Annotated in this window: 25 protein-coding genes; 17 read left to right on the top strand and 8 right to left on the bottom strand. The window is 40.6% G+C overall.

Features of this window, described 5'->3' with window-relative positions; all coding sequences use genetic code 11:
* The first annotated feature begins 483 nt into the window (after positions 1-483).
* From VB711_RS18065 to VB711_RS18015, 11 genes are all read left to right on the top strand, one after another.
* Positions 484-1,419 (top strand): RluA family pseudouridine synthase, encoded by a 936-nt coding sequence (locus tag VB711_RS18065; protein WP_323287594.1) that lies wholly within the window; start codon positions 484-486, stop codon positions 1,417-1,419.
* Positions 1,420-2,209: 790 nt separating this feature from the next.
* Positions 2,210-2,731, top strand: a complete 522-nt coding sequence (locus VB711_RS18060) for a phycocyanin subunit beta (RefSeq protein WP_323287592.1) — start codon at positions 2,210-2,212, stop codon at positions 2,729-2,731.
* A gap of 52 nt (positions 2,732-2,783) precedes the next feature.
* The gene (cpcA, locus tag VB711_RS18055; RefSeq protein ID WP_323287591.1) at positions 2,784-3,272 is read left to right on the top strand and encodes a phycocyanin subunit alpha; all 489 of its coding nucleotides are present in this window, start codon (positions 2,784-2,786) and stop codon (positions 3,270-3,272) included.
* Positions 3,273-3,446: 174 nt separating this feature from the next.
* Positions 3,447-4,307: a phycobilisome linker polypeptide gene (locus VB711_RS18050; RefSeq protein ID WP_323287590.1), complete on the top strand. Its 861-nt coding sequence runs from the start codon at positions 3,447-3,449 to the stop codon at positions 4,305-4,307.
* Between the two features lie 50 nt (positions 4,308-4,357).
* The gene (locus VB711_RS18045) at positions 4,358-4,603 is read left to right on the top strand and encodes a phycobilisome linker polypeptide (protein WP_323287589.1); all 246 of its coding nucleotides are present in this window, start codon (positions 4,358-4,360) and stop codon (positions 4,601-4,603) included.
* A gap of 9 nt (positions 4,604-4,612) precedes the next feature.
* Positions 4,613-5,443, top strand: a complete 831-nt coding sequence (locus VB711_RS18040; protein ID WP_323287587.1) for a HEAT repeat domain-containing protein — start codon at positions 4,613-4,615, stop codon at positions 5,441-5,443.
* 42 nt (positions 5,444-5,485) lie between these two features.
* On the top strand, positions 5,486-6,097 hold the full coding sequence (locus tag VB711_RS18035; protein WP_323287585.1) for a HEAT repeat domain-containing protein: 612 nt from the start codon (positions 5,486-5,488) through the stop codon (positions 6,095-6,097).
* Positions 6,098-6,162: 65 nt separating this feature from the next.
* A complete protein-coding gene (locus VB711_RS18030) occupies positions 6,163-6,999 on the top strand; it encodes a phycobilisome rod-core linker polypeptide (protein WP_323287584.1) in 837 nt (278 codons plus the stop codon).
* A 2-nt stretch (positions 7,000-7,001) separates the two neighbouring features.
* Positions 7,002-7,745: a phycobilisome rod-core linker polypeptide gene (locus VB711_RS18025; RefSeq protein ID WP_323287583.1), complete on the top strand. Its 744-nt coding sequence runs from the start codon at positions 7,002-7,004 to the stop codon at positions 7,743-7,745.
* 101 nt (positions 7,746-7,846) lie between these two features.
* A complete protein-coding gene (locus VB711_RS18020; RefSeq protein ID WP_323287582.1) occupies positions 7,847-8,608 on the top strand; it encodes a phycobilisome rod-core linker polypeptide in 762 nt (253 codons plus the stop codon).
* Between the two features lie 220 nt (positions 8,609-8,828).
* The gene (locus VB711_RS18015; RefSeq protein WP_323287581.1) at positions 8,829-9,461 is read left to right on the top strand and encodes a type I restriction enzyme HsdR N-terminal domain-containing protein; all 633 of its coding nucleotides are present in this window, start codon (positions 8,829-8,831) and stop codon (positions 9,459-9,461) included.
* 133 nt (positions 9,462-9,594) lie between these two features.
* Here VB711_RS18015 and VB711_RS18010 read toward each other — a convergent pair whose 3' ends face one another.
* The 5 genes from VB711_RS18010 to VB711_RS17990 all read right to left on the bottom strand — a co-directional run bounded on the left by VB711_RS18010 (position 9,595) and on the right by VB711_RS17990 (position 13,227).
* Positions 9,595-10,245, bottom strand: a complete 651-nt coding sequence (locus VB711_RS18010) for a hypothetical protein (protein WP_323287580.1) — start codon at positions 10,243-10,245, stop codon at positions 9,595-9,597.
* A gap of 36 nt (positions 10,246-10,281) precedes the next feature.
* A complete protein-coding gene (locus VB711_RS18005; protein WP_323287578.1) occupies positions 10,282-10,905 on the bottom strand; it encodes a hypothetical protein in 624 nt (207 codons plus the stop codon).
* A gap of 85 nt (positions 10,906-10,990) precedes the next feature.
* Positions 10,991-12,577 carry a glucose-6-phosphate isomerase gene (locus VB711_RS18000; RefSeq protein ID WP_323287577.1) on the bottom strand — a complete coding sequence of 529 codons (1,587 nt, stop codon included), beginning with the start codon at positions 12,575-12,577 and terminating at the stop codon, positions 10,991-10,993.
* A gap of 149 nt (positions 12,578-12,726) precedes the next feature.
* Positions 12,727-12,984, bottom strand: a complete 258-nt coding sequence (locus tag VB711_RS17995; RefSeq protein ID WP_323287576.1) for a cytotoxic translational repressor of toxin-antitoxin stability system — start codon at positions 12,982-12,984, stop codon at positions 12,727-12,729.
* Between the two features lie 45 nt (positions 12,985-13,029).
* Positions 13,030-13,227 carry a hypothetical protein gene (locus VB711_RS17990; protein WP_323287612.1) on the bottom strand — a complete coding sequence of 66 codons (198 nt, stop codon included), beginning with the start codon at positions 13,225-13,227 and terminating at the stop codon, positions 13,030-13,032.
* Positions 13,228-13,422: 195 nt separating this feature from the next.
* Here VB711_RS17990 and VB711_RS17985 point away from each other — a divergent pair, with 195 nt between their 5' ends.
* From VB711_RS17985 to VB711_RS17970, 4 genes are all read left to right on the top strand, one after another.
* Positions 13,423-14,556 carry a branched-chain amino acid ABC transporter permease gene (locus VB711_RS17985; protein ID WP_323287575.1) on the top strand — a complete coding sequence of 378 codons (1,134 nt, stop codon included), beginning with the start codon at positions 13,423-13,425 and terminating at the stop codon, positions 14,554-14,556.
* Between the two features lie 38 nt (positions 14,557-14,594).
* Entirely contained in the window at positions 14,595-15,188 is a 594-nt protein-coding gene (locus VB711_RS17980) for a hypothetical protein (protein WP_323287574.1), read from the top strand.
* Positions 15,189-15,329: 141 nt separating this feature from the next.
* Positions 15,330-16,112, top strand: a complete 783-nt coding sequence (locus VB711_RS17975; protein WP_323287573.1) for an ABC transporter ATP-binding protein — start codon at positions 15,330-15,332, stop codon at positions 16,110-16,112.
* Between the two features lie 700 nt (positions 16,113-16,812).
* Positions 16,813-17,154 (top strand): DUF1815 family protein, encoded by a 342-nt coding sequence (locus VB711_RS17970; RefSeq protein WP_323287572.1) that lies wholly within the window; start codon positions 16,813-16,815, stop codon positions 17,152-17,154.
* 147 nt (positions 17,155-17,301) lie between these two features.
* Here VB711_RS17970 and VB711_RS17965 read toward each other — a convergent pair whose 3' ends face one another.
* Positions 17,302-19,371, bottom strand: a complete 2,070-nt coding sequence (locus VB711_RS17965) for a CHAT domain-containing protein (protein ID WP_323287571.1) — start codon at positions 19,369-19,371, stop codon at positions 17,302-17,304.
* 33 nt (positions 19,372-19,404) lie between these two features.
* On the opposite strand from VB711_RS17965, the gene VB711_RS17960 reads away from it, so the two are divergent.
* The gene (locus VB711_RS17960) at positions 19,405-19,902 is read left to right on the top strand and encodes a thioesterase family protein (protein ID WP_323287570.1); all 498 of its coding nucleotides are present in this window, start codon (positions 19,405-19,407) and stop codon (positions 19,900-19,902) included.
* A 12-nt stretch (positions 19,903-19,914) separates the two neighbouring features.
* On the opposite strand, the gene VB711_RS17955 is transcribed toward VB711_RS17960, so the two are convergent.
* Entirely contained in the window at positions 19,915-20,112 is a 198-nt protein-coding gene (locus VB711_RS17955) for a hypothetical protein (protein WP_323287568.1), read from the bottom strand.
* A 602-nt stretch (positions 20,113-20,714) separates the two neighbouring features.
* Positions 20,715-21,908, bottom strand: a complete 1,194-nt coding sequence (gene dxr / locus VB711_RS17950; protein WP_323287567.1) for a 1-deoxy-D-xylulose-5-phosphate reductoisomerase — start codon at positions 21,906-21,908, stop codon at positions 20,715-20,717.
* Between the two features lie 102 nt (positions 21,909-22,010).
* Here dxr and VB711_RS17945 point away from each other — a divergent pair, with 102 nt between their 5' ends.
* Positions 22,011-23,294: a mannosyltransferase family protein gene (locus VB711_RS17945; RefSeq protein ID WP_323287566.1), complete on the top strand. Its 1,284-nt coding sequence runs from the start codon at positions 22,011-22,013 to the stop codon at positions 23,292-23,294.
* Positions 23,295-23,693: the final 399 nt, after the last annotated feature.

Below are 23,693 nucleotides of genomic sequence, written 5' to 3'. Positions count from 1 at the left end.
TTTCTGACGCACCTTATTTCACTAAAAGAGCAACTTATGTTACATAAACACGTCAATAAAACCTATATTAGAGGAGAGAGGTTTTTTAGAAACTTTTTTGATTTCATAAATATTCTCAATTAAATTGAAATATGCCTGATCCAGAACCGTAGTAGGGACATTCTATGTAAAGTCTCTTTTTCGGAGATATCTTCTGTATGATCGGCTAATTTACTGCTTAATGGTAGATGTTTGATAATTAATTACTACTTTTAGGTTACTATAAATTTTTTCGAGAAATAAAAAAATATATTAAACATATCATGAAAAATTGAAGTGGATTGAAAAAAACAGAATTTTCCCCAGACAATTTTAAATTAATAAACTGTATTGTGTTACACTTAAAAGATAATTTTTATTTGAAATTTAAAAAGACTTGAGCAATTTTTAAAGACAAATTATATTAGCCCTGTTCTCTAGTATTTATTTTATACTTCAATCACCGTGACCCCAATTAATCTTCAAGTCCAAGAAAAAAGTACACGTCTTGATCTGTACTTGTCTCAAGAATTATCAGATTTATCCCGTTCCCGGATTCAGCAGTTGATTGAACAAGGTCATCTGCAACTAAATGACCAAGTTTGTACATCAAAAAAAATCAGTTTGAAGGTGGGCGATCGCATCACTCTCCAAATCCCCCAAGTCCAACCCTTGGAACTAGAAGCAGAAACCATCCCCCTGGATATTCTTTACGAAGATGACCAATTATTAATACTCAATAAACCAGCAGGTTTGGTAGTCCATCCCGCACCCGGTCATCCCAACGGGACTTTAGTTAACGCCTTATTAGCCCACTGTCCCAATCTCCCCGGTATTGGTGGTGTTCAGCGTCCGGGAATTGTCCACCGACTAGATAAAGATACAACGGGAGCGATCGCGATCGCTAAAACCGATGTAGCCTATCAACACCTCCAAGCCCAAATGCAAGCAAAAACCGCACGGCGTGAATATTTGGGTGTAGTTTACGGTGCGCCAAAAACTGAAACGGGGATCATCGACTTACCAATTGGTCGTCATCCCCAAGACCGCAAAAAAATGGCAATCATCTCCATAGAACAAGGTGGCCGTGCTGCCATTACCCACTGGCATATTCAAGAACGCCTGGGTAACTACACCTTAGTTCATTTTCAACTAGAAACCGGACGTACCCATCAAATTCGCGTTCACAGCGCCAAAATCGGTCATCCCATTGTTGGCGACCCAATTTATAGTTCTGGCCATTCAATCGGTGTAAATTTGCCCGGTCAAGCCCTACACGCTTGGCGACTCAAGTTACAGCATCCCCTCTCTGGAGAACCGATTCAGGTGACAGCCACCCCCCCTCAAAGTTTTACAACTCTCCTAGAAGTCCTTCGCCGCCGACTCGCTTTTTCCTCTTAAAACTTCTTGCAAAAGTCGTGATTTCCAAATTTTTCTTTGCACCTCTGCGCCTCTGCGCCTCTGCGTGAGCTTTTCAAGAATATTCTTGGCGACACCAAAGTATTTATGCAAGAGGTCTTTAGAGAACTCCACAAAAAAGATAGCTCCCTGCCGTCACAACGACGGGATATTTTTTTAGTGGGAAGTCTCTTAAACCTCGATTTATCCCCCCACCCCCCATTTTTATCTCGGTTTTTTTCTCAGATAGAAAAAAAAAATCAACTTAGAGCAACATTTAGAAATGAGAACTTTACATTTATTTAAAAAACCGTACAAAGCAAATTAGCCAAGTCAAAGGAAAATATCTTTAATTTTCGGCATTTCTCCAACAATCAAGAAAAAATGAAAGTAATCAAAATTAATAATGTCTGGTTCAAGCATTAAGAAATGTTACGAGAAAAGAAGCTTTTACTCAGGTGTAATCCTTGTATGTAAAGGTTTTGAGGTTTTTATTATTCCTGTAACGCATTTTTTCATAATTTGTAACAAATAAAGGATCTATAGCATTGTATAAACATAAGCTGAAGGGGTTAAAGGTCAGATAAAAGTTAAACGAGGCAATCAATTCACAAAGTTTGCCTGTTTCTCATAAAATCAACCTTGGTTCTCATAATTTCCTGTTCACTGACGTGAGCAAGAGAGTAAAGAGCCAAATTGAGAAAACGTTTAATTCAAATATCCTGCCATTCCCGATTAAAACTTTTGACGAAACAAAGACATCTTTCAACTAAGTATTAGGAGATTAGAGTCCATGACATTAGATGTATTCAGCAAAGTAGTATCTCAAGCCGATTCCAGAGGCGAATTTCTCAGCACCGAACAACTAGATGCTTTAACAGCAGTTGTTAGCAGCGGCAACAAGCGTTTAGACGTTGTTAACCGCATCACCAGCAACGCTTCTGCGATCGTTACCAACGCTGCTCGTGCTTTGTTTGAAGAACAGCCCCAATTGATCGCTCCTGGTGGTAACGCTTACACCAACCGTCGTATGGCTGCTTGTCTACGCGACATGGAAATCATCTTACGCTACGTTACCTACGCAGCATTGGCTGGCGACGCTAGTGTTTTAGATGACCGTTGCTTGAATGGCTTACGGGAAACCTACCAAGCATTGGGTACTCCTGGTGCTTCAGTAGCAGTTGGTGTTGGCAAAATGAAAGAAGCAGCGATCGCTATTGTTAACGATCCCAACGGTATCAGCAAAGGTGATTGCAGTTCCTTGGTATCTGAAGTAGCCAGCTATTTTGACCGTGCTGCTGCTGCTGTTGCTTAATCAATTCTCTTCCGCCAAAAAAACTCAGAAACAAATTAGGAGATACTGAACAATGAAAACACCAATTACCGAAGCGATCGCATCTGCTGATACCCAAGGACGTTTTTTGAGCAACACCGAACTGCAAGCAGTTAACGGTCGTTTTGTTCGCGCTATTGCCAGCATGGAAGCTGCTCGTGGTTTGACAGCTAACGCTCAAAAATTGATTGACGGTGCTACCAGTGCTGTATACAACAAATTCCCTTACACCACCTCCACCCCTGGTCCTCAATTCGCTTCTGACAGCCGTGGTAAAGCTAAATGCGCTCGTGACGTTGGTCACTACCTACGCATCATCACCTATAGCTTAGTTGCTGGTGGAACAGGTCCTTTGGATGAGTTCTTGATTGCTGGTTTGGCTGAAATCAACGGTGCATTTGACTTGTCTCCCAGTTGGTATGTAGAAGCTCTCAAATACATCAAAGCTAGTCATGGTCTAAGTGGTCAAGCTGCTAACGAAGCTAACACCTACATCGACTACGCAATCAACGCTCTCAGCTAGATAGCGTCATGCCCGGAGAGGGGTGCAATTGTTGGATGGAATCACCCCGACAGGGGTTCGCCAGTAAGATAAATCTGGCTCACCTAGCAGTTGAATCTTCCTCCGGGCATAGTTTTAGGTAGAAATAGTCAGCGCTCGGTAAAATTACCGCAGAGCCAAAAATAGGGGAAAAAAATGGCAATTACAACAGCAGCAGCTAGGCTGGGAACAGAGCCTTTTAGTGAGGCACGTCGAGTTGAAATGCGCCCCAACGCCAGCCGAGAAGAAGTCGAATCGGTAATTCGTGCCGTTTATCGGCAAGTATTAGGTAATGACTATATCTTGGCATCAGATCGGTTGATTAGCGCAGAATCACTATTGCGGGATGGCAATTTGACAGTGCGGGAATTTGTCCGCAGCGTTGCCAAATCTGAACTCTACAAAGAGAAATTCTTCTATAACAGCTTCCAAACCCGGTTGATTGAACTCAACTACAAACATTTGTTAGGTCGCGCCCCCTACGATGAGTCAGAAGTGACATACCACTTAGACTTATACATTAACGAAGGGTACGATGCAGAAATCGACTCATACATTGACTCGATGGAGTATCAAAACAGCTTCGGTGATAATGTCGCGCCTTACTATCGGGGTTTTGACACTCAGCCAGGACAGAATATTGCTGGATTTAACCGGATGTTCCGTTTATACCGGGGTTATGCCAACAGCGACACCTCCCAAGTAGAAGGAACAAAATCTCGTTTAGCCAGAGAATTAGCTGGTAACAAATCTTCTTCCATCGTTGGTCCATCTGGAAGCAACGATAATTGGGGATTCCGTGCCTCTGCGGATAATGCTCCCAAGCAAAACTTAGGTAATGCTGTAGGGCAATCGGATCGCGTTTACCGAGTTGAAGTCACGGGCATTCGCAATCCAGGATACCCCAGCGTGCGGCGGAGCAGCACAGCATTCATCGTACCTTACGAGCGACTATCTGACAAGATCCAGCAAATTCACAGACAAGGCGGTAAAATCGTCAGCATTACAGCAACGTAAGGTAGAGTGCTGTTGATCAGCAAAACTCAAGCATAGGAGATATAGAAGTAATGTTCGGTCAAACCACCCTTGGTGTTGGTAGCGTTTCTTCCTCAGCCAGCCGAGTATTTCGTTATGAAGTTGTAGGCTTGCGGCAAAATCAAGAAACAGACAAGAATAAATTCAACATCCGTCGTAGTGGTAGTGTATTTATCACCGTACCCTATAGCCGGATGAACGAAGAAATGCAACGGATTAGCCGTTTAGGTGGCAGAATCATCAAAATTGAGTCTTTGAGTGCCGCCGAGGAAAACTAAGTTCTGGTAATGATAGAACCCAGTGCAGAAGAACACTCTGCGGAAACCGGGCCACAACTGACACCAGAATTAGCGATCGCTAACCTACAATCACCAGATTTAAGTCTCCGCTATTATGCTGCTTGGTGGCTAGGTAAGTTTAGAGTCAGTCAGCCAGATGCTATAGATGGCCTAATTGCTGCCTTGGATGATGAAGCCGACAGAACCGAACTGGGAGGCTATCCCCTAAGACGGAATGCGGCCAGAGCCTTGGGTAAATTAGGTAATGCCAAAGCCGTACCTGGTTTGATTGATTGTTTGGAATGTACTGATTTTTATGTGCGGGAAGCAGCAGCCCAATCCTTGGCCATGCTTGGCGATAAAAGGGCGGTACTACCACTAATCCAACTCTTAGATGGGGGTGTAGATCAGGCTATACAAGTACCTGGTTGCCCCCACCTAGCCCAGCCTTATGAAGCAGTAATAGAAGCCTTGGGAGCAATGGGAGCAACTGAGGCTATTTCCCTAATTCAGCCTTTTTTAGAGCATCCCATCCCACGAGTCCAAAGTGCCGCAGCTAGAGCCATGTATCAACTAACTCAAGATCCTCAGTATGGGGAACGGTTGGTGAAAATGTTGGCTCAAGGCGATTTAAAACTGCGTCGCGTTGTGTTGGGGGATTTGGGCGCTATTGGCTATTTGGGTTCAGCAGAAGCGATCGCTCAGGCTAAAGCAGAAAACAGCTTTAAACTGATGGCTCTCAAAGGATTGCTAGAATATCAACTCCCCCATGAGTTTGATACTATTGGTGTTTCAGATCAGGCAGTTCGAGTGATGAATCTAATGGATTTGCTATTGTAGTCAATTGGTGATTGGTTGTTCTTTCCTATTCCCCATTTACCAATGACTGATGAATTAATTCGTGCCGTTACCCTAGCACAAACACCAGACCAAATGGTGACGGCAGTGCAGAACTTAGCAGCAGCTAAAGATCCAGCCGCAATTCCCACCTTAATTGCCGTGTTTGGTTATAACAACCCACCCGCAGCAGTGGTGGCAGTAGCTGGATTGATTGAGTTGGGAGAAATAGCAGTACCTCAATTGTTAGAGCAGATAGATGATTATAACTATGGCGCACGGGCTTATTCGATTCGCACTTTAGCAGCGATCGCTGATCCCCGTGCTTTAGATGTTTTAATCACCGTTGCTGCTACCGACTTTGCCCCCAGTGTACGCCGTGCGGCCGCCAAAGGACTAGGGAGCTTACACTGGCAGCAGTTGAAACTTCCCGACAGTCAAACAGCCATCAACCGCGCCCTGGATACACTCTTATTTATTTCCCAAGACACAGACTGGTCAATTCGTTATGCTGCCGTTGTTGGTTTACAAGCTTTGGCCAAAATAACCGACGTGCAGCAACCAATTTTAGCTAGACTCCAAACAATGCTGGCTACTGATAGCGAAAAGGCCGTTCGCGCTCGTATTCAATTAGCGCGTACCAATTTGGGATTTTAGATTTTGGATTAACCAAAACTATCAGCAGATTGCTTTTAATAGCATAAAACAAGGTAAAAGTCAAGATGTCAATACCTCTTTTAGAATATTCACCAACGACACAAAACCAGCGTGTAGACGGTTACGAAGTAGCCAACGAAGATACACCAACGGTTTATCGCCTTTCCTTTGCCACCTCAGATGCGGATATTGATGCGATTATCTGGGCAGCATATCGGCAAATTTTCAGCGAACACCTGATTTTAAAAAGCAATCGTCAACTGTTTTTAGAATCTCAACTACGCAATCGGGCAATTAACGTCCGCGATTTTATTCGGGGTTTGGGTAAATCTGAAGTTTTCCGTACCCAAGTAGCAGATACTAACACTAACTATCGCTTAGTTGACATTATTTTAAAGCGGTTTTTAGGAAGGGCAACTTACAACAAAGCAGAAGAAATTGCTTGGTCAATAGTCATTGGTCAGCAAGGTTTAAATGGCTTCATTGATGCTTTGTTAGATTCAGAAGATTATCTGCAAAACTTTGGTGATGACATCGTACCTTTTCAACGTCGTCGCTACCAAGATAGACCATTTAACCTAGTTAATCCTCGTTATGATGGTTACTGGCGCGATCGCCAAACCGCAATTTATCTAGAAGGTCGTTCCTTCTACACCGCCCGCACCACCGGATATTTGACCACAGCAGATGTTCGTCGGGCAATTCCAGCCAATTTCCTCACCATGGCCGCCGGAGTTATTACCAACGAACGTAACTACCAGCGCACCATTGCCTCCGTTACCTCCCAAATCAAAACTCTAGAAATTCCCGACACTTCTCGCACTGTCACAGAACAACCAACCATTAAACCGGTAGCAGTAGCCCTACCCTATCGTTACATCCCCGCTAACCAAACTAATTAGATATGTCCATACCTTTACTCGAATACAAACCCAGTTCCCAAAACCAGCGCGTTCCTGGTTACGAAGTCCCCAACGAAGACACCCCAAAAATTTACCGCATTGAAGATTATGCCTTTGGTGGTGAAGTAGAAGAATTAATTTGGGCTGCTTATCGGCAACTATTCAGCGAACACGTCCTGTTGAAGTATTACCGCCAAAGTAATTTAGAATCCCAAGTTAAAAACAAAGCCATTACTGTCCGCGACTTTATCCGGGGTTTAGCTAAGTCTGAAGCATTCAAGAGTTTAGTGATTAAAACTAACTCTAACTACCGTCTTGTAGAAATTGCTTTAAAGCGGTTGTTAGGTCGTGCGCCTTACAATAAAGACGAAGAAATTGCCTGGTCAATCAAAATCGCTACCTTGGGTTGGGATGGTTTTGTTGATGTTTTACTAGACTCGGAAGAATATCAAAGCAACTTTGGTGAAAATATAGTCCCCTACCAACGCCGACGCTATAAAGATCGACCCTTTAATTTAGTCACACCCCGTTACAGTGACTACTGGCGCGACAAACTAGAAGATGAACGCTACAAGTGGGGCGATATCAAGAACTTCCTGGAAATGGCCAGTTCTATCCAAATTAAAACCGTCACCTATACCCCTGTAAGTACAGCTAACATCCAGATTCCTAACACCACAAGGGACACAACATCAAAAGGTATTCCCGTTTCTGTGAGTCCCAGTGCTAATTTCCCTGTGCGGTAAATTTACCTAAAATCAAAATGATCTAACTTGTAGGCGTAAAAGCTTACAATTTTCACAAGTTAGTTCTTTGTCTAATTTATTTATAAGAGGAACAACGCAGCATGACACTGCCATTACTTCAATACAAACCAAGCAGTCAAAATCATCGGGTTAGCAGCTTTGGTGTTGCTGACCAAAATGAAGATACCCCATATATCTACAGAGTTGAAGATATTAGTTCTTATACTGATATCCAAAGCATCATTTGGGCTAGTTATCGCCAAGTTTTCAGCGAACACGAGATCCTCAAGTTTAACCGTCAAAAAACTCTAGAATCTCAACTGAAAAACGGTTCTTTGTCTGTACGCGACTTCATTCGTGGTCTAGCTAAATCTGAGGCTTTTTATCGTCTGGTTGTTTCTGTTAACAACAATTATCGTTTAGTTGATATCACTCTCAAACGGTTGTTAGGTCGTTCTTCTTACAATAAAGATGAACAAATCGCCTGGTCAATTATCATCGGTACTAAGGGTTTTAGCGGCTTTGTAGATGCTCTCATAGATTCTGAAGAGTACACCCAGTGCTTTGGTGAAAATATCGTACCCTACCAGCGCAAACGGATGGAAGGTCGTCCCTATAATTTGGTGACACCACGCTACGGTGAAGATTTCCAAGAAACAGCAGGTACAGTCAATACCGACTGGCGCTTTACTTTGGAAAAATACTACACCCGCAAGTTCCAAGAAAGACGTTTGGCAGAAGGCGATCCTCGCAAGTTTGCTGATTTGGCTGCATCAGTTTCTGCTAAGGGTAACTACGCTCAAAAGTTATCTGCTTTTGATGTTGATTACATGAATGCTGTTCCTTATCGTGGTAGACGCTAAGGTTAGTTAGGGATGGGTCTAGTTTTTGTGTTGATGTAATGGCAAGTTTGCAGTTTTTCTGTTGGCTGGGTGTTATGTTAATTGAAGACTAGACCCATTAGTTTTTGTGGTGTTGCTGATGAATGGGATGATTTTTGTTTCACGCAGAGGCGCAGAGGCGCAGAGAGTCTAGCCTTTTCTGTACAATTGAGCCTGAAATTTGGACAGGAGAAATATCAAGATGGTTCAGTCTATTGCGGCCAAGGATGTGACGCTACGGGAATTAAAGCAAAATTTTGGCATTCAAATCATTGAAGATGGTAGTTTTTTTCCTGAGTGGTTGGATGGGCTTGAGGCTTTGAATGAGGAAGAACAACATTTATTAGATCGGGTGAAGGCTAATTTTTTAGAATTGATGGATGATCCCCCAATGCTAGAAAATACGGTGAAGATGGTGGTACTTGCGCCTTTGTTAGATTTAGCTGGTTTTTATCATAAACCATTCAGGATTGAAACAGAAACGGGCGTGGCTTTAGAAATGGAGGATGAAGGAACGATTATTCGGGGACGGATTGATGTTTTGGTGTTAAAAAATCGGCTTTGGTTGTTGGTAATTGAATCAAAGCGGAGTGATTTTGCAGTGACACGGGCAATTCCTCAAGCTTTGGCTTATATGTTGGGTAATGAGGAAAGTGTGTTACCTACTTTTGGGATGATTACCAATGGTAATGAGTTTTTATTTTTAAAGGTATTGGAACATAAATATGGTAATTCGCGGCTGTTTTCTTTAGTAAATCCTGATAATGAGCTTTATAGTGTTTTACAGGTATTAAAGCGTTTGGGTATGGAGTCGATAGCATTCAGCGCTCCGTAGGAATCACTAAATGGTTATTTGGCCTTGCTGAATTAGGGTATGAAATTGAAAAATTAATGATTTCAAACTCTTACTCTCTGCGCCTCTGCGCCTCTGCGTGAAACAAAATTATACTCTTAATCAGCAACGCCGGTTATTTTTGGAGAAGTTGATCAATTTCTTGCTGAAGATTAAAACGGGCAGATTGTTCAGAGCGATCGCACATTAAAGGTGTATAGTAAATCTGTGGCCGCTGTAAAAATTTTTCTAATACTTGCTTGCGACCTTTGATATAATCAGCTTCTAATACCCAAGCGTACTCCTGACGAATGGCTTTGGCGTATTCTTGATATTCCGTTGGGTTCACGGCCAATATAGCTAAATCTGCATCAAGTAATACATAAGCGTTATAGTTATCCTCACTATTTTCGTGATTTTTAGTTTGTAAGATTAAGTTTTTGGCAATATTAATATTAATCTGTGGAATCTTTAATTTTGTTAGCAATTTCGCAGCATAGTCAGCACTTTTTTCTTCATTATCTAGAAGTTGCGTGTTATAAATTACATCATGAAACCAGGCGGCAAGTTGTACAGATGGTAAATCTTGAGTGTATATCTGTAACGTATCAATTGTTTTGAGGACGTGGTGAATATGTTTTAGTGTATGGTAATAACGGTTAGGGTGAGAATAGGCTGTAATTAAATCTGTAAAAACTTGGTTAGATGCTACTTCATCTACATTAAAGGGTAGAATTGTGCCTTGCCAATGAGAAAATAGGATATCTGTAAGATTAGCGATCGCCATAAATAAATATAATTAGTACAGTAGGGCGTAAATAAACTAAATATCTAAACTAGATAATGTGCGGGAGTGACTACCGTTTTCTCCCATTTCATAAAGGGTAATTTTTTCAAGTATACCTTGATAATTGGATATAAATGGATTGACAAGGTTAAACAAGTTTTCTGTAATGCCAATTTGATTTTTATTTAGATATCTTCCCAAGGTAATATGGGGTTGAAAGGCATCACCAATAAAACGATAACCATATTTTAAATAATTAGCTTTTTCTAAATCAGAATAATTGCTTATATCTTGATATAAATCTTCTTCAGTGAGATACATGGAAGTTTTGAGATTGTCAAATACAAATTTATGGGATTGGGAAAATATGATATTAGAACTTGGATTTAAAAAGTACCAACCAGACCGCTTAAATTCTAATTCCGTTAGTTTAAATTCCAACCTATAGTTTTGGGTTTTGATGTGATCACGTAAGTTAGAAATTATGTTTATCCAATTAACATCAGGTTTAAATCTACCTTGAATTAGGGTAATATGTGGAAGATTTAATTCTGTTCCTAATATGGGCTGAAGTGGAATTAAAGAAATTACCTTTTGTTGTAATTTGACAATGGCTTTAATGTTTTCAATATTGGGAATTAATGCTAAACCTAGTTTCATATTTTTTTAGCATCAAGGATCAAAGGCAAAATCCTCGACTTTTTTAAAATCGAGGATCTGAACAAATCAAATAGAATGGCTTTATTTAGCCGAGAGAAACAGTTAAACTGCCAGGTTTAGCCAAATCTCCAGTGAACACCACACCGCGATGATTAGCGTGGAGATGACGAAGAATTTTGTAAATTGCTTCTACATCATTAGCAGCGCCCGCTTTATCAGCAACTTCTGTAATAGAAAGTGCTTTCTTTTCAGTTTGCAACACTTCCAAAACCCGTTTTTGTAAATCGAGAATTACAGCAGCAGCTTTTTTACCAGCTTCCACACCTGGTTGATGATAAGCATTGACATTTACTAAGCTGGCATATAAACCTACAGCCCGTTCATACAATGCAATTAACGCGCCAACAGTGCGGGCATTAACTTGAGGAATGGTGACTGTAATCGAATCACGATTATTCTCATACAGTGCTTGACGAGTTCCTAACAGAAAACCAGAAAGATAATCACCAGAAGTCACACCAGGATCAACTTCTGTCGATTTACCTCCACGATCTTCTAAAACTTCAATTAGGGTAGCAAAGAAATTAGGCACACCTTCCCGCAACTGCTGTACATAGGCGTGTTGGTCGGTTGAACCTTTGTTACCGTAAACGGCAATACCTTGATATACAGTTTTACCGTCTAAATCTTTTTCCTTACCCAAAGATTCCATTACCAGTTGTTGCAAATAGCGGCTAAATAACAACAAGCTGTCTTTGTAAGGGAGGACAACCATATCTTTTTCACCTTTGCCATTACCGGAGTAATACCAGGCTAGGGCTAATAAAGCGGCTGGGTTGTTTTGCAAATTAGCGACGCGGGTAGCGTCATCCATTTCTTTTGCACCATCCAGCATGGCACGAACATCAATGCCTTGTAATGCGGCTGGTACTAGCCCTACAGAGGACATTTCTGAGGTACGTCCACCCACCCAGTCATACATTGAAAACCGGGCTAACCAATTTTCTGATTTTGCTACTTTATCTAGGTTGCTATCTATGCCAGTAATAGCAACTGCATATTTGGCAAAGTCTAAATTTTGGGCAGCGTAGGCTTTTTTTACTTCAATCATGCCGTTGCGGGGTTCAGGAGTTCCCCCAGATTTGGAAATTACCAATACCAAAGTGCTGGAAAGGTTGTTTCCTAGTTGGTTGAGAACTCGATCAATTCCTGCGGGATCGGAATTGTCGATAAAGTGAATATTCAGAGGTGGAAAATCAGGGGATAGGGCTTCAGCGACAAACTGGGGTCCTAAAGCAGAACCACCAATGCCAATGGAAATAATATCCGTGAAGCGGCTTTCTTTGGGAGGATGAATAGCACCAGTGTGTACCTGGTCTGCAAAAGCTTCTATTTGTTCTAAGGTTTGAACAATTTCTTGGGTTAGTTCTGGTGTGGGTGCTAAGTCGGGATTCCGCAACCAGTAGTGTCCTACCATGCGGTTTTCATCTGGATTAGCGATCGCTCCTTTCTCCAAAGCTGCCATATCCGCAAACGCTTTGTCAAACTTCGGCCGCAACGATTCCACAAAGTTTTGATCAAACCGCATCCGACTAATATCTAGATACAGTCCTAGTCCCTCGTGGAAATATAACCAATCTTGGTATCGTTGCCAAAGTACCCTAGCATCCATAAGAGGGAAATCTCAAGTAAAGTGTTGGTCACACACCAGTTTAATGTAAGGTTCTGGCGATCCCTGCTTTGTCTTATACAGTTTGTAATAGGGAACGGGGAATTGGTCATTGGTCTAAGTTTTACCTTTTGTCCGATTCTTGCCCCATTTTAGACATCTGGCATAGGGATGACACGCAAAAACTTGACGATTTCACCCCTAATTTCTATGCCTATCAGATAATTATCTATGGTAAAGCGATAAAAAATACCTTCATTGTCCAATTTTCTTAAATTTGGGAGGTAATGCGGTTGCCATTTTTCCCCTAATTCCATGAATACAAAACCATACACCCGCTCGTAGGCAGCAGGTTCTAAACTTTTGAGGTCTAATAGAAAAGACCTGGCATACCGCACTTCTAGACTCACTAACTATTACCTTAACTACAAATTTAGCGATTCGCGCACCCGTATCTATAGGAACATTAACAGTTTTATGGCCTCGTCATGGGTTAGTATATCCCACGGTTGTTGCGATCGCTTACCTTCTTCCATAGCTTTAAGCATATAAAAGTCGAAATGTAAAGCCTCGGCTACATCCCAAACGCTATACAATTCTTCATCGCTTAATTGCTCAATCAGATGGTGCATTCTAATCCGCAGCAGGTTCATACTCATAATGTATTAGGGGAGGGAAAAGGGAACAGGGAACAGGAAATTAATTATTTTTCAGGTGTTGCTGAATTAAACAGGTATGGAATCCTGTAAATCCTTTAATCCTGGATATCCTGTATCCCTTACGGGAGGCGTTAGCCATTTCAGACATTTTACCTAATTAGCTACTTACACAATTAATAATTTCTATTTATGATTGATTATCTAGTTTTTCTCGCCATTTCTACCGCAATATTTAGCCTTTTCGCACTGGGACTCAACTTACAGTGGGGTTTCACTGGTTTAATTAACTTTGGTAACATTGCTTTTATGACTTTAGGCGGTTACACAACAGTTTTGTTAAGTTTAAAAGGTGTACCCCTGATTTTATCAGCAATTATTGGCGCAGTTGTCGCTGCTGGTTTGGGTTTAATCATCGGTCTTGCTACCCTCCGCTTACGAGAAGATTACCTGGGAATTGTGACAATTGGTGTCGGTGAACTAATTCGCCTGGTAGTAAATAACCAGGATTTACCAGTGGGTGATACTTGGGTATCTGGGGCTTTTGGTATTCAAAGTTATACTCTGCCCCTAACCACAACCCCTAATTTATTTTTGCGGTTAGTGATGATAGGACTGTTGACAATCCTAGCAATTATCACTTTGTTTTCCCTAAATCGCTGGGTAATGGCTTCCAAGAAATCACTGAATAATAATGCCATTAAAAGAACAAGCAACCAACAAGAATTTATTTCCCGTTTAATAGTCGGTATTTTATTGGGACTATTGACAACAGCGATTTATATTTCTGGGGTGATTTCGTTGTATAATTATAATCCTAAAGCGGGTTTGATGTTGTTGGTACTGATGGTATTGGCATTTGTGTTTTGGCGGTTAGAAATTTTAGTGCGATCGCCCTGGGGTAGAATACTCAAAAGTATCCGCGAAGATGAAGAAATCCCCAAAGCTTTAGGGAAAAATGTCTTTTGGTATAAGCTACAATCATTAATGTTAGGAGGAGCGATCGCTGGCATTGCTGGAGCCTTCTTTGCTTGGCAACTCAGCGCCATTTACCCTGATAACTTCCAACCCCAACTCACCTTTGATGCTTGGATCATGGTGATTTTAGGCGGTTCTGGCAACAACATCGGCACAATTTTAGGCGCAGTCATCTATTTCGCCTATGATGCCATTACAAGAGAATTTTTACCGAAAATCGTCCCCTTGGATGTAGAACGTCTAGGTGCATTTCGGATCATGGTCATTGGTTTAATTTTAATGGTACTAATGATTTGGCGACCTCAAGGTATTCTCGGTAAAAAAGAAGAACTCACCCTGGGAAAATAAGAATACAGGAATAGGGGGTGTCTGGGAGGACAATATTCATGGCTTATAGTGATTTCAAATTATCTGAAATGGTTAAAAAATTTAGCTTAACCATCAACGAAAAAGCCGATTTATTTGCTCATACACCAGAAAGAGAATCTAGTGATCTTCTATCGGCAATTTTAAAAAATAATGTGCCTTTAGCCTTAGCAATCAATACAGAAAAAGCCCGTTCCGAAATGATCATTGCCCCTGTATTGATTGAAATCAGAAACATTTTTATCGAAAAAATCAGTTTATTTTCAGGCGTTGATTTTAACGTAGAACCAGAACAGGGATTGAATGGAGTTTGTGATTTTATTATTAGTCAATCCCCAGAACAGCTATTTATTACTGCTCCTGTTGTCACGATTGTTGAGGCTAAAAATGAAAATATTAAACTCGGATTAGCTCAGTGTATCGCTGAAATGATTGCAGCGCAAATATTTAATCAAAAAGAAGGTAATTCTATAGATACGATTTACGGTATTGTAACTACAGGCAATATATGGAAATTCCTCAAACTCCAAAACCAATTAATTTACATTGACTTTAGTGAATACTATATTAAGGATATCAACAAAATCTTAGGGATTTTATATAGTTTTATGTAAGAATATAGGCTAATTTTTACAAGTTGCTATAGGGTTACTATTTGAGTTCTGAGTATAACATAATATGCGGGTTTTGTAAGGCATTGCCCACCCTACTAAATTAATATTATTCCTCCCCTGACTCCTGAATCCTGTTGAATTATGCTAAATAATCAATCACCCCAACCCCCCTTACTGGTAGCTACTGGACTTTGTAAAAGTTTTGGTGGCATCCAAGCAGTAAAAGACGCTAAAATAGAAGTCCTTAAAGGCAGCATCACCGGACTAATTGGACCCAACGGTGCTGGTAAAACCACACTATTTAACTTGCTTTCCAACTTTATCCGCCCAGATAAAGGTAGAGTAATTTTTGATGGTGAACCCATTCACCAATTACAACCCCATCAAATCGCCCAACAAGGGTTAATCCGTACCTTTCAAGTAGCGCGAACTCTCTCAAGGTTGTCAGTGTTAGAAAATATGCTGTTAGCTGCCCAAAAACAGACAGGTGAGAATTTTTGGCAAGTGCAACTACAGCCCCAGGTTGTCGCCAAAGAAGAAAAACAACTCCAAGAACGGGCAATGTTTTTGTTAGAATCGGTAGGGTTGGCGAAAAAAGCCCATGATTATGCCGGTGGTTTATCTGGTGGACAACGCAAACTACTAGAAATGGGTAGGGCGTTAATGACTGATCCCAAGCTGATTTTGTTAGATGAACCAGCAGCCGGAGTGAATCCCAAATTAATTGATGATATTTGCGATCGCATTATCACCTGGAATCGGCAAGACGGGCTAACCTTCCTGATTATAGAACACAATATGGATGTGATTATGTCCTTGTGCGATCGCGTCTGGGTACTAGCCGAAGGACAAAACCTCGCTACCGGCACCCCCGCAGAAATTCAAACCAATCCCCAAGTTTTAACAGCCTATTTAGGGCAATAAGTGATAGAAGGCAGGAGATAGGAGGCAGGAGGCAGGAGGAAGTCACGTTTAAAAACATGGGATTGAAGCAAGGGTGCTTTGTATTTCGTGCTACGCATCTTGATACAATTCTTGTTTTAAACTGGGCAATAACCCAGAACTAAAGTTTTTATTCATATTTCTTTCCTCCTGCCCTCTACCTCCTGCCCCCTTTCCTCGTTCTCAATAGACATCTGGTAAAAAAGTAGAGACGTTCCATGGAACGTCTCTACAAGGGTTCTAGGAAAAGTATATTTAATTTCTGGAGATGTTTAATGCCTCAAGATGTGAAAAATAGTGCAAAGTCGCGTTAAAATTAGTTCATGCTGCAAATTCGGCTGTCCATCGCTGATAACAGAGAAATAAATAAGTTTTGTCTGCTTGACTAGCTGCAAATTTGAGTTAGGCTGAAGGCTGATTGTTTTTCAGAAGGCGCTGCTATGACAGAAAAGATTAAAAGGCAATACTAATCTTACCCATTCTGCCTGATATTACTAGCGCCCAAACTGAATAGTCTGATACGACATCAAGAACAGTTATCTACTACCCTAGAAAAGGTAACTAATTAACCACCCAACAAATTGCTGGTAAATGTAGTTAATAGTTTACAATACCAGTTGGTGGTAAAATCTAAAGAAAATATAAAAGAGACTCAACTTATTGTGGTGTCTGGAGGAAAAAAGTGTTTTTGAGACTGGCACATCAACATCGACAATTTGTACAAGACTTGGTTATGAACCTGCAAGCCTTGGCAACTGTCCTGGAACGTCGGGGTTATCCTGCTTCTTGCTACACCTGTGGCGACCAAATGAACAGTGCTTCATTTATGGTTAGCTTAGGAGACAACCATCTAATTCGCTTCCTCGTATCCGACTATGGGATCACTTGGACGGAAATGCGAGATGATCGGGAATTGATGAAATTAGAAGGTGCTGAAGCAATTCATCAGTTACAGGAACTAGCTAATCTAATCAAACAATCTATGCAAACCACTACAGGTAATAAAACTCTTGCCAAAAAGTGATTAGCAATTCAAAAGAACCAAGGCTAGGAGTCAGGAGTCAGGAGTCAGGAGGAAGAATTAGAAGATAAGAACAGTATTAAATCTGGTCACACGCTGCACCACACTTGGCTACGTTCCTGGGGGAATTTTTGAATTTTGAAACAGCCCCTAAAGTCCATTGCCAATGAGAATAAAAGGAGACCAATAGTAGGGATGACTCAAATTATTACCGACAACTGTGGGTAGATTATTATTTTCTCTCTGCCATTTTCCTTTAATTAAGGCAATTTGCGCTTGTTGTAAAGCTGCGGTTTTTGTTGTCTGGTTTGATAAGAGATTTCGATAAAAAGCACTCATTAATATCTGTGTACCACCATCATCCACAGACCAAAGGGAAGCAATAACAGCCTTGGCACCAGTTTTTTGGATTTGATAGCCAAAGCCTAAAATTTCTTCACCGTTGCCTAATATACCTCCTACGGCAGTCTCACAGGCACTCAACACCACCAAATCTACACGGGGGAGTGACCATTTTCTGACATCTCGGAGGTTTACGCGATCGCCATTGCCAAATAAAATAAAAGAATCCTCTGGTTTACCCTTAGCAAAAGCTGCATGAGTCGCTAAATGGATAATTGTATAATTTTCCATCTGGGGTACGGTCGCTTTTAAACTAAAAGCATCATTTAAAAGTTTCTTAGTTTGAGGAATTTTAGCGGATAAGTTTTCCACTTCCTTCTCTGCAAAGGGCAACCCAGCAAAAGCCACACGACGATTACCAAGGGGAACTACAAAACTACCTTCACTAAAAGCACCCGCTAAAACCTGTAAACTTGATTCTCGTGGGGTATTCAAGTTAATTAAACTAGCCGCAGTGATATTATTTACACTAAACCGTTCTATTAGCCATTGTTTACCATCAAACAAAGCTGCAAGGGGAATATACCGCAATTGATCATCGGGTGCATACATTAGGGTTTGGGTACCCAAAACTTTGAGATCATTTTCTATCGGTTTGATTAGCCAGTTATATAACTGATTTGCGGGTATTTTGGCGTTTTTAATAGGAGATCCTAATGATTGACGAAAAAGAGCGATCGTTTGGTTCAGTTTTTCTTGTGTGACAGCAACACGACGATGAATTGGTGGGGAATTGGGAGATACTACAACAAGTTCCAACCTATCCGGCAAAACCAGGGGATAGATAATTACAGATTTTTGTGGTAATTTCGCCAAACTAGCCTGAATTTCCTGCAAACTATTCAATTTTAAATTTTCTCCCTTGCTGGTGCGGCTAATTTGCTCCAATTGCGCCGTCACTGCGGGACTGGTGATAAACTGATTAAACTGGTCTAATAATTTTTGCTGTTCTGCTACCAGTTGGTCAAGACGTTGTTTTTGTGATGATGATAGTTGTGCAGCAGGAATTTCACGTAGTTTTGTCAATTCTTGACTTATAACTACACCACCATCTATAGTTTGATCTAACTTTTGTTTAATTATTTTTTCTTCTGCTACTATCGCAATACCCTTGGCAGTTCCTTCATTTCCAGAGACATTTTGCAGGTATCCCTCTAATTCTTCAATTTTGAGTAAATCCATAGTCCGTTGCGCTTCTGCAACACGTCCTTGTTGGAGTAATTTATCACCCAAAAACCGATATGTCTCAGCAACAGTGATTGTATAGGCATCTGGTTGAGGCAAGGAAAGGACGGACGGATTTAAGCGAGCCTTTTCGCGGTTAAGTAGACAATGCTTGTAAAAAAAGACTGCTAACTCAGGTTTGTTTTGAATATCAAATAAATAGCCAATATTACTATAAGTTTTACCTAATTGAACTATATCTCCTGATGCTTTGTTAAGGATGACAGCTTGCTGATAAAATTGGAGTGCTGGCAAATACTGACCTTGATTTTGGTATACTCTACCGATATTATTAAGAGTCATAGCTTCCTCGGTCTTTAATTCCGATTCTTGACTCAAGGTTAAAGCTATTTGTAACTGCTGTAATGCTTTCTTAAACTGACGTTGTTGAGATGCAATAATCGCTGTCTGATTTATTTTTGCGATTTGAAGGGCTAGGTTTAGCTGAGGTACAACCTCAACTTTTTCTCCATAATCAGATTGTTTTCTACCATCTGGGACTACTTGATGATTTTCAGAAAATGCTATTCCTACATCTAGAAAACTAAATACAGTAGCAGTTAAGATAGTAAAGAACCAAAAACGAGGTTGCATAATCACATATTTCCCTTAAATAAAGTATTCAAAATGTCTGAAGAAAAAGCAAGTCAACCACAATTACCACCAATGGGTGCTATTGACAGTTCCTTGAATAGTACCTTTGAAAATTGGTTTGAATATCCGGTAAGAGTGCAACCCCATCATACTGATTATGGGGGTATTGCGTGGCATGGTACATACTTGACTTGGATGGAGGAAGCACGGATAGAATGTTTACGGTCTATTGGGGTAGAATTTGCTGATTTAGTAGCGTTAGGTTGTGATTTACCAGTGGTAGAGTTATCTGTGCGCTATCACCGTTCGGTTCAACTGGGAATGATGGTGATAGTAAAGACCCGCATGGCTGAAATAACTGGTGTTCGCATTGATTGGGAATATAGTATTGTTTCGAGCGATCGCCAACAATTATATGTTACTGCTAAAGTGTCATTAGTTGCAGTTGATCGAGAAAGAGGCAAGATTATGCGTCAGTTACCTCCTGATTTTAAAGATGCCTTGGCTAAGATTTCTTCTTCACTCAAGTAAAAACTGTTTTTTTTACTTGTTAAAATTTGTTTGGGATAGTGTTTGAGCAAATTGGGTAATTTGCTGCCAAATATCTTGGGGGGTAATCCCAAAACCAATGTTTAATAAGATTAAAATTGCGGCAACAGTTAAAGCATTGGTGACGGTGGTTTTTAGTACCTTCCACAGAATTGTGAAGACGATCCAAGCGACAATTAAAGTGATAATCATAAGCAATTCAGATTTCAAAAATTAACATCAGGAAGAACTTGAGGGGTTTTGTTTGTAGACAATGGATTGATGTAAAACCAAGATTTGAGCTATACTTTTTCAGTATCTAGTTATTAAATAGTCATGGGAAGAAGTGAAAAGGACTATTTCCTAGTTTGGAGATGGGGAAAGTTGAAAAGCATTTTTTTACTTTGGCTGGCTTCTAGATACTGAGGACGTTCTTCGTAGAAATAGCCAACAACATTATACTATATTTTTGCAAAAGTAAGGTGATTAATAGATTATTTTGACAAAAATTTACAGCGAATTGTCATCAAACCTGGAACAAAAACCCCACCCCCAACCCCCTCCTCGCTTGCGAGGAGGGGGCTAAGATGTACCTTTAGGAATTGGAAATTGCTGTAATTTACTGCTTTCCCACTAAAAGAATTATAAAAGTCAAAAATTCCATCTCCCAAACTCTTACTCTCTGCGTCTCTGCGCCTCTGCGTGAAATAAAATCATACTTTCACTCAGCAAAACCTAATTTACTGTTCCCTCTACTTACCAAATCATAAAAAATTGCGGGTAGGTAAAATACCCACCCCATAAAAATTGCAGGTTTAACGCAGAGACATGATTTGGGAAGTTGCTAATTTTTCTGCTGCTGTTATAACTTCTTGTCTTGCCCAGCGATCGCTCTCTAGAATATCCTCTAAAGTGGGGTTTTGTTTGTTATCATCTTGATGGCGATCGCACACCGACTCGATACACCGAGGAATATCTAAAAAGTGGATTTTTTCGGCTAAAAACAACGCCACGGCTTGCTCATTGGCTGCATTCAAAACAGCAGGCATTGAACCCCCGTCCCTACCCGCAGCGTAAGCTAACCGCATACAAGGATACTTTTGATGGTCTGGTTCACGGAAGGTTAAATCACCAGCTTTGACTAAATTCAAGCGTTCCCAATTAGTATAAATGCGTTCCGGCCAAGATAAAGCATAAAGTAAAGGTAAACGCATATCCGGCCAACCCAATTGGGCTAAAACTGAGCTATCTTGTAACTCAATCAAAGAGTGAATAATGCTTTGAGGATGGATGACAATCTCAATATCATCATAATCTAAACCAAACAGATAATGAGCTTCAATTACTTCCAATCCCTTATTCATCAAAGTTGCTGAGTCAACGGTAATTTTTCGCCCCATTGACCAATTAGGATGTTTGGTAGCATCTGCAACTGTCACCTCCGCTAACTTTTCCACAGCCCAATCTCGGAAAGCCCCACCGGAAGCAGTGAGTAATATTCGCCGTAATCCGCCTTTAGGAACGCCTTGGAGACACTGGAAAATGGCAGAATGCTCGGAATCGGCTGGTAAGATTTTTACGCCGTGTTTTGCCACTAGAGGTAAGACTACTGGACCCCCAGCAATCAGGGTTTCTTTATTGGCTAAGGCAATATCTTTACCGGCTTCAATGGCGGCAATGGTTGGTAGTAAACCAGCGCAACCCACAATCCCCGTGACAACGCTTTCTGCATCACCATAACGGGCAACTTCAATCACTCCGGCTTGTCCAGCGAGTAAAATTGGTTGGGGATCAATATCTTGAATGGCGGCTTTGAGTTCTGGCAACTTGTCAACGGCGGAAATTGCGGCGATTTGGGGGCGAAACTGGCGAATTTGGGCGGCGAATAATGCCACATTACTCCCAGCAGCCAAGCCGACAATGCGGAACTTATCAGGGTGTTCTGAGACGATATCTAAGGTTTGAGTCCCAATTGAACCAGTAGAACCAAGAAGAGTAATAGCTTTCACAATTTTTTAACAATTTCAAGATAATGTCTAATATAAATTGCTAAGGACTCATTGATTTTAGATTAAATTAGATTTAAGTAATCCTACTTACAAGTTCAGACAGTGATCACGAAATTTTTATGCAAGGATGATTTTTACTTTCCGGCTGGTACATGGTTGGTGAGTCGGATATTTATTTGGACTGGGATGTTGGTGATTGCCCCACATTTGCCAGTGCCAAGGGATGGAATTGTACCGGATTTTGGCTGGGGTGTGTTTGATGCTTGGGATAGTGTACATTATAGAGCGATCGCTACTTCTGGTTACGAATTTATTAATGATGGCAAACAGCATAATATCGCCTTTTTTCCCCTATTTCCCTTAACTATCCGGTTGTTGATGAATTTAGGTTTGCCTTTTGAAATAGCAGGTACATTAATTAATAACTTGGCTTTTTTGGTGACACTTTACTATTTTTACTCTTGGCTAAAAAAACATTGTGGAATTAATACAGCACAATGGGCGAGTATAGTAATATCTTGGTGTCCCATGTCGATGTTTACCGGAATAATTTACACGGAAGGATTGTATTTATTTTTGAGTACCGCAACTTTGCGTGCCTTTGACGAAAAAAAATATAGTTGGACGGCTTTTTGGGGTGCAATGGCTACAGCCACACGTCCCACTGGTATGGCGCTTATTCCGGCATTAATTCTCGCTTCTGCAAAAGAACGTAAACCACCTATTGCCTATATTGCTAGTTTAGCAACGGCGACTGGAGTATTATTATTTAGTTTATATTGTCAAATTCAATTTAATGATCCTTTGGCTTTTATTGCTGCACAAAAAGGATGGCGGCCTTCTTTCGGTTTTGAATGGCAAGGCTGGTTAAATATGTTAATGCAGATTCCTTTTGGAGATAATTGGTATTTTGGTTGGGTGACTAATGCAGATGGCGGAATCAAAGATATTTGGCATCCATTATTGTTTATGATTGTTGTGGTTTATGGCGTGATTTTATGGTACAGACGTAAAATTATCAATAGTGCGATATTCTATACGGCTTATATTTCCTTGATCTTGTTATTAATTTTAGCAGAAGAACAGTTAATTAATAATTTACTGAACGTTTTTATGGTCTTGGGTGCTGGTTATTTGTTATGGTATTTACGCCAGAAACTAACCCCAGTTATGGTTACTTATGGCTTTTGTGGTGTTGGGTTATTATTATTTTCTGGGGGAATAATTTCTTTGAGTCGTTTAGCTTATGGTATTGTACCATTAAATATCGCTATTGGTGTGTGGTTTTCTCATCATCCCCGACAAGGATATTCTCTAATTATCTTATTTTTGATCTTATTAACCAAATTTGCCATAGGATTTGCCCAAAATCGTTGGATAGGATAAACTGTGGGCAATGCCCACCCTACGTGTATGCTCAAAACTCAAATAGGAGTCCTATAGATGGATTTTTAGGGATAAACAATTAGATTCAATTAAAGAATCTGGGAAGAATAAAATATTGATATTTATCTAGATTTTAATAATCTGATTTTTGTTAGATAGATTCTAAGACTTTCATTAAATATTTGTTTATCTAGGGGTTGCTAAATAAACCTAAAACTTAGATATATTAAGAGTTTGAAGGTTAAAAAAGTGAATCAGGTGAAAAACCTATCACTTGACCAAATTCAACTATATTCTTCTCTTCTTCTCATTCTTCCTCCGGTCACTGAGCGTCTTGTACTGAGCGAAGTCGTAAAGCCTAACGGCATAGCTGACGCTTACCGCGGAGCGTGGCGTTAG

It is taken from the genome of Cronbergia sp. UHCC 0137, assembly GCF_034932285.1.
Taxonomy (GTDB): Bacteria; Cyanobacteriota; Cyanobacteriia; order Cyanobacteriales; family Nostocaceae; genus Cronbergia.
The sequence above is the reverse complement of the archived record's forward strand: the minus strand, read 5'-3'. Positions and strand labels throughout refer to the sequence as shown.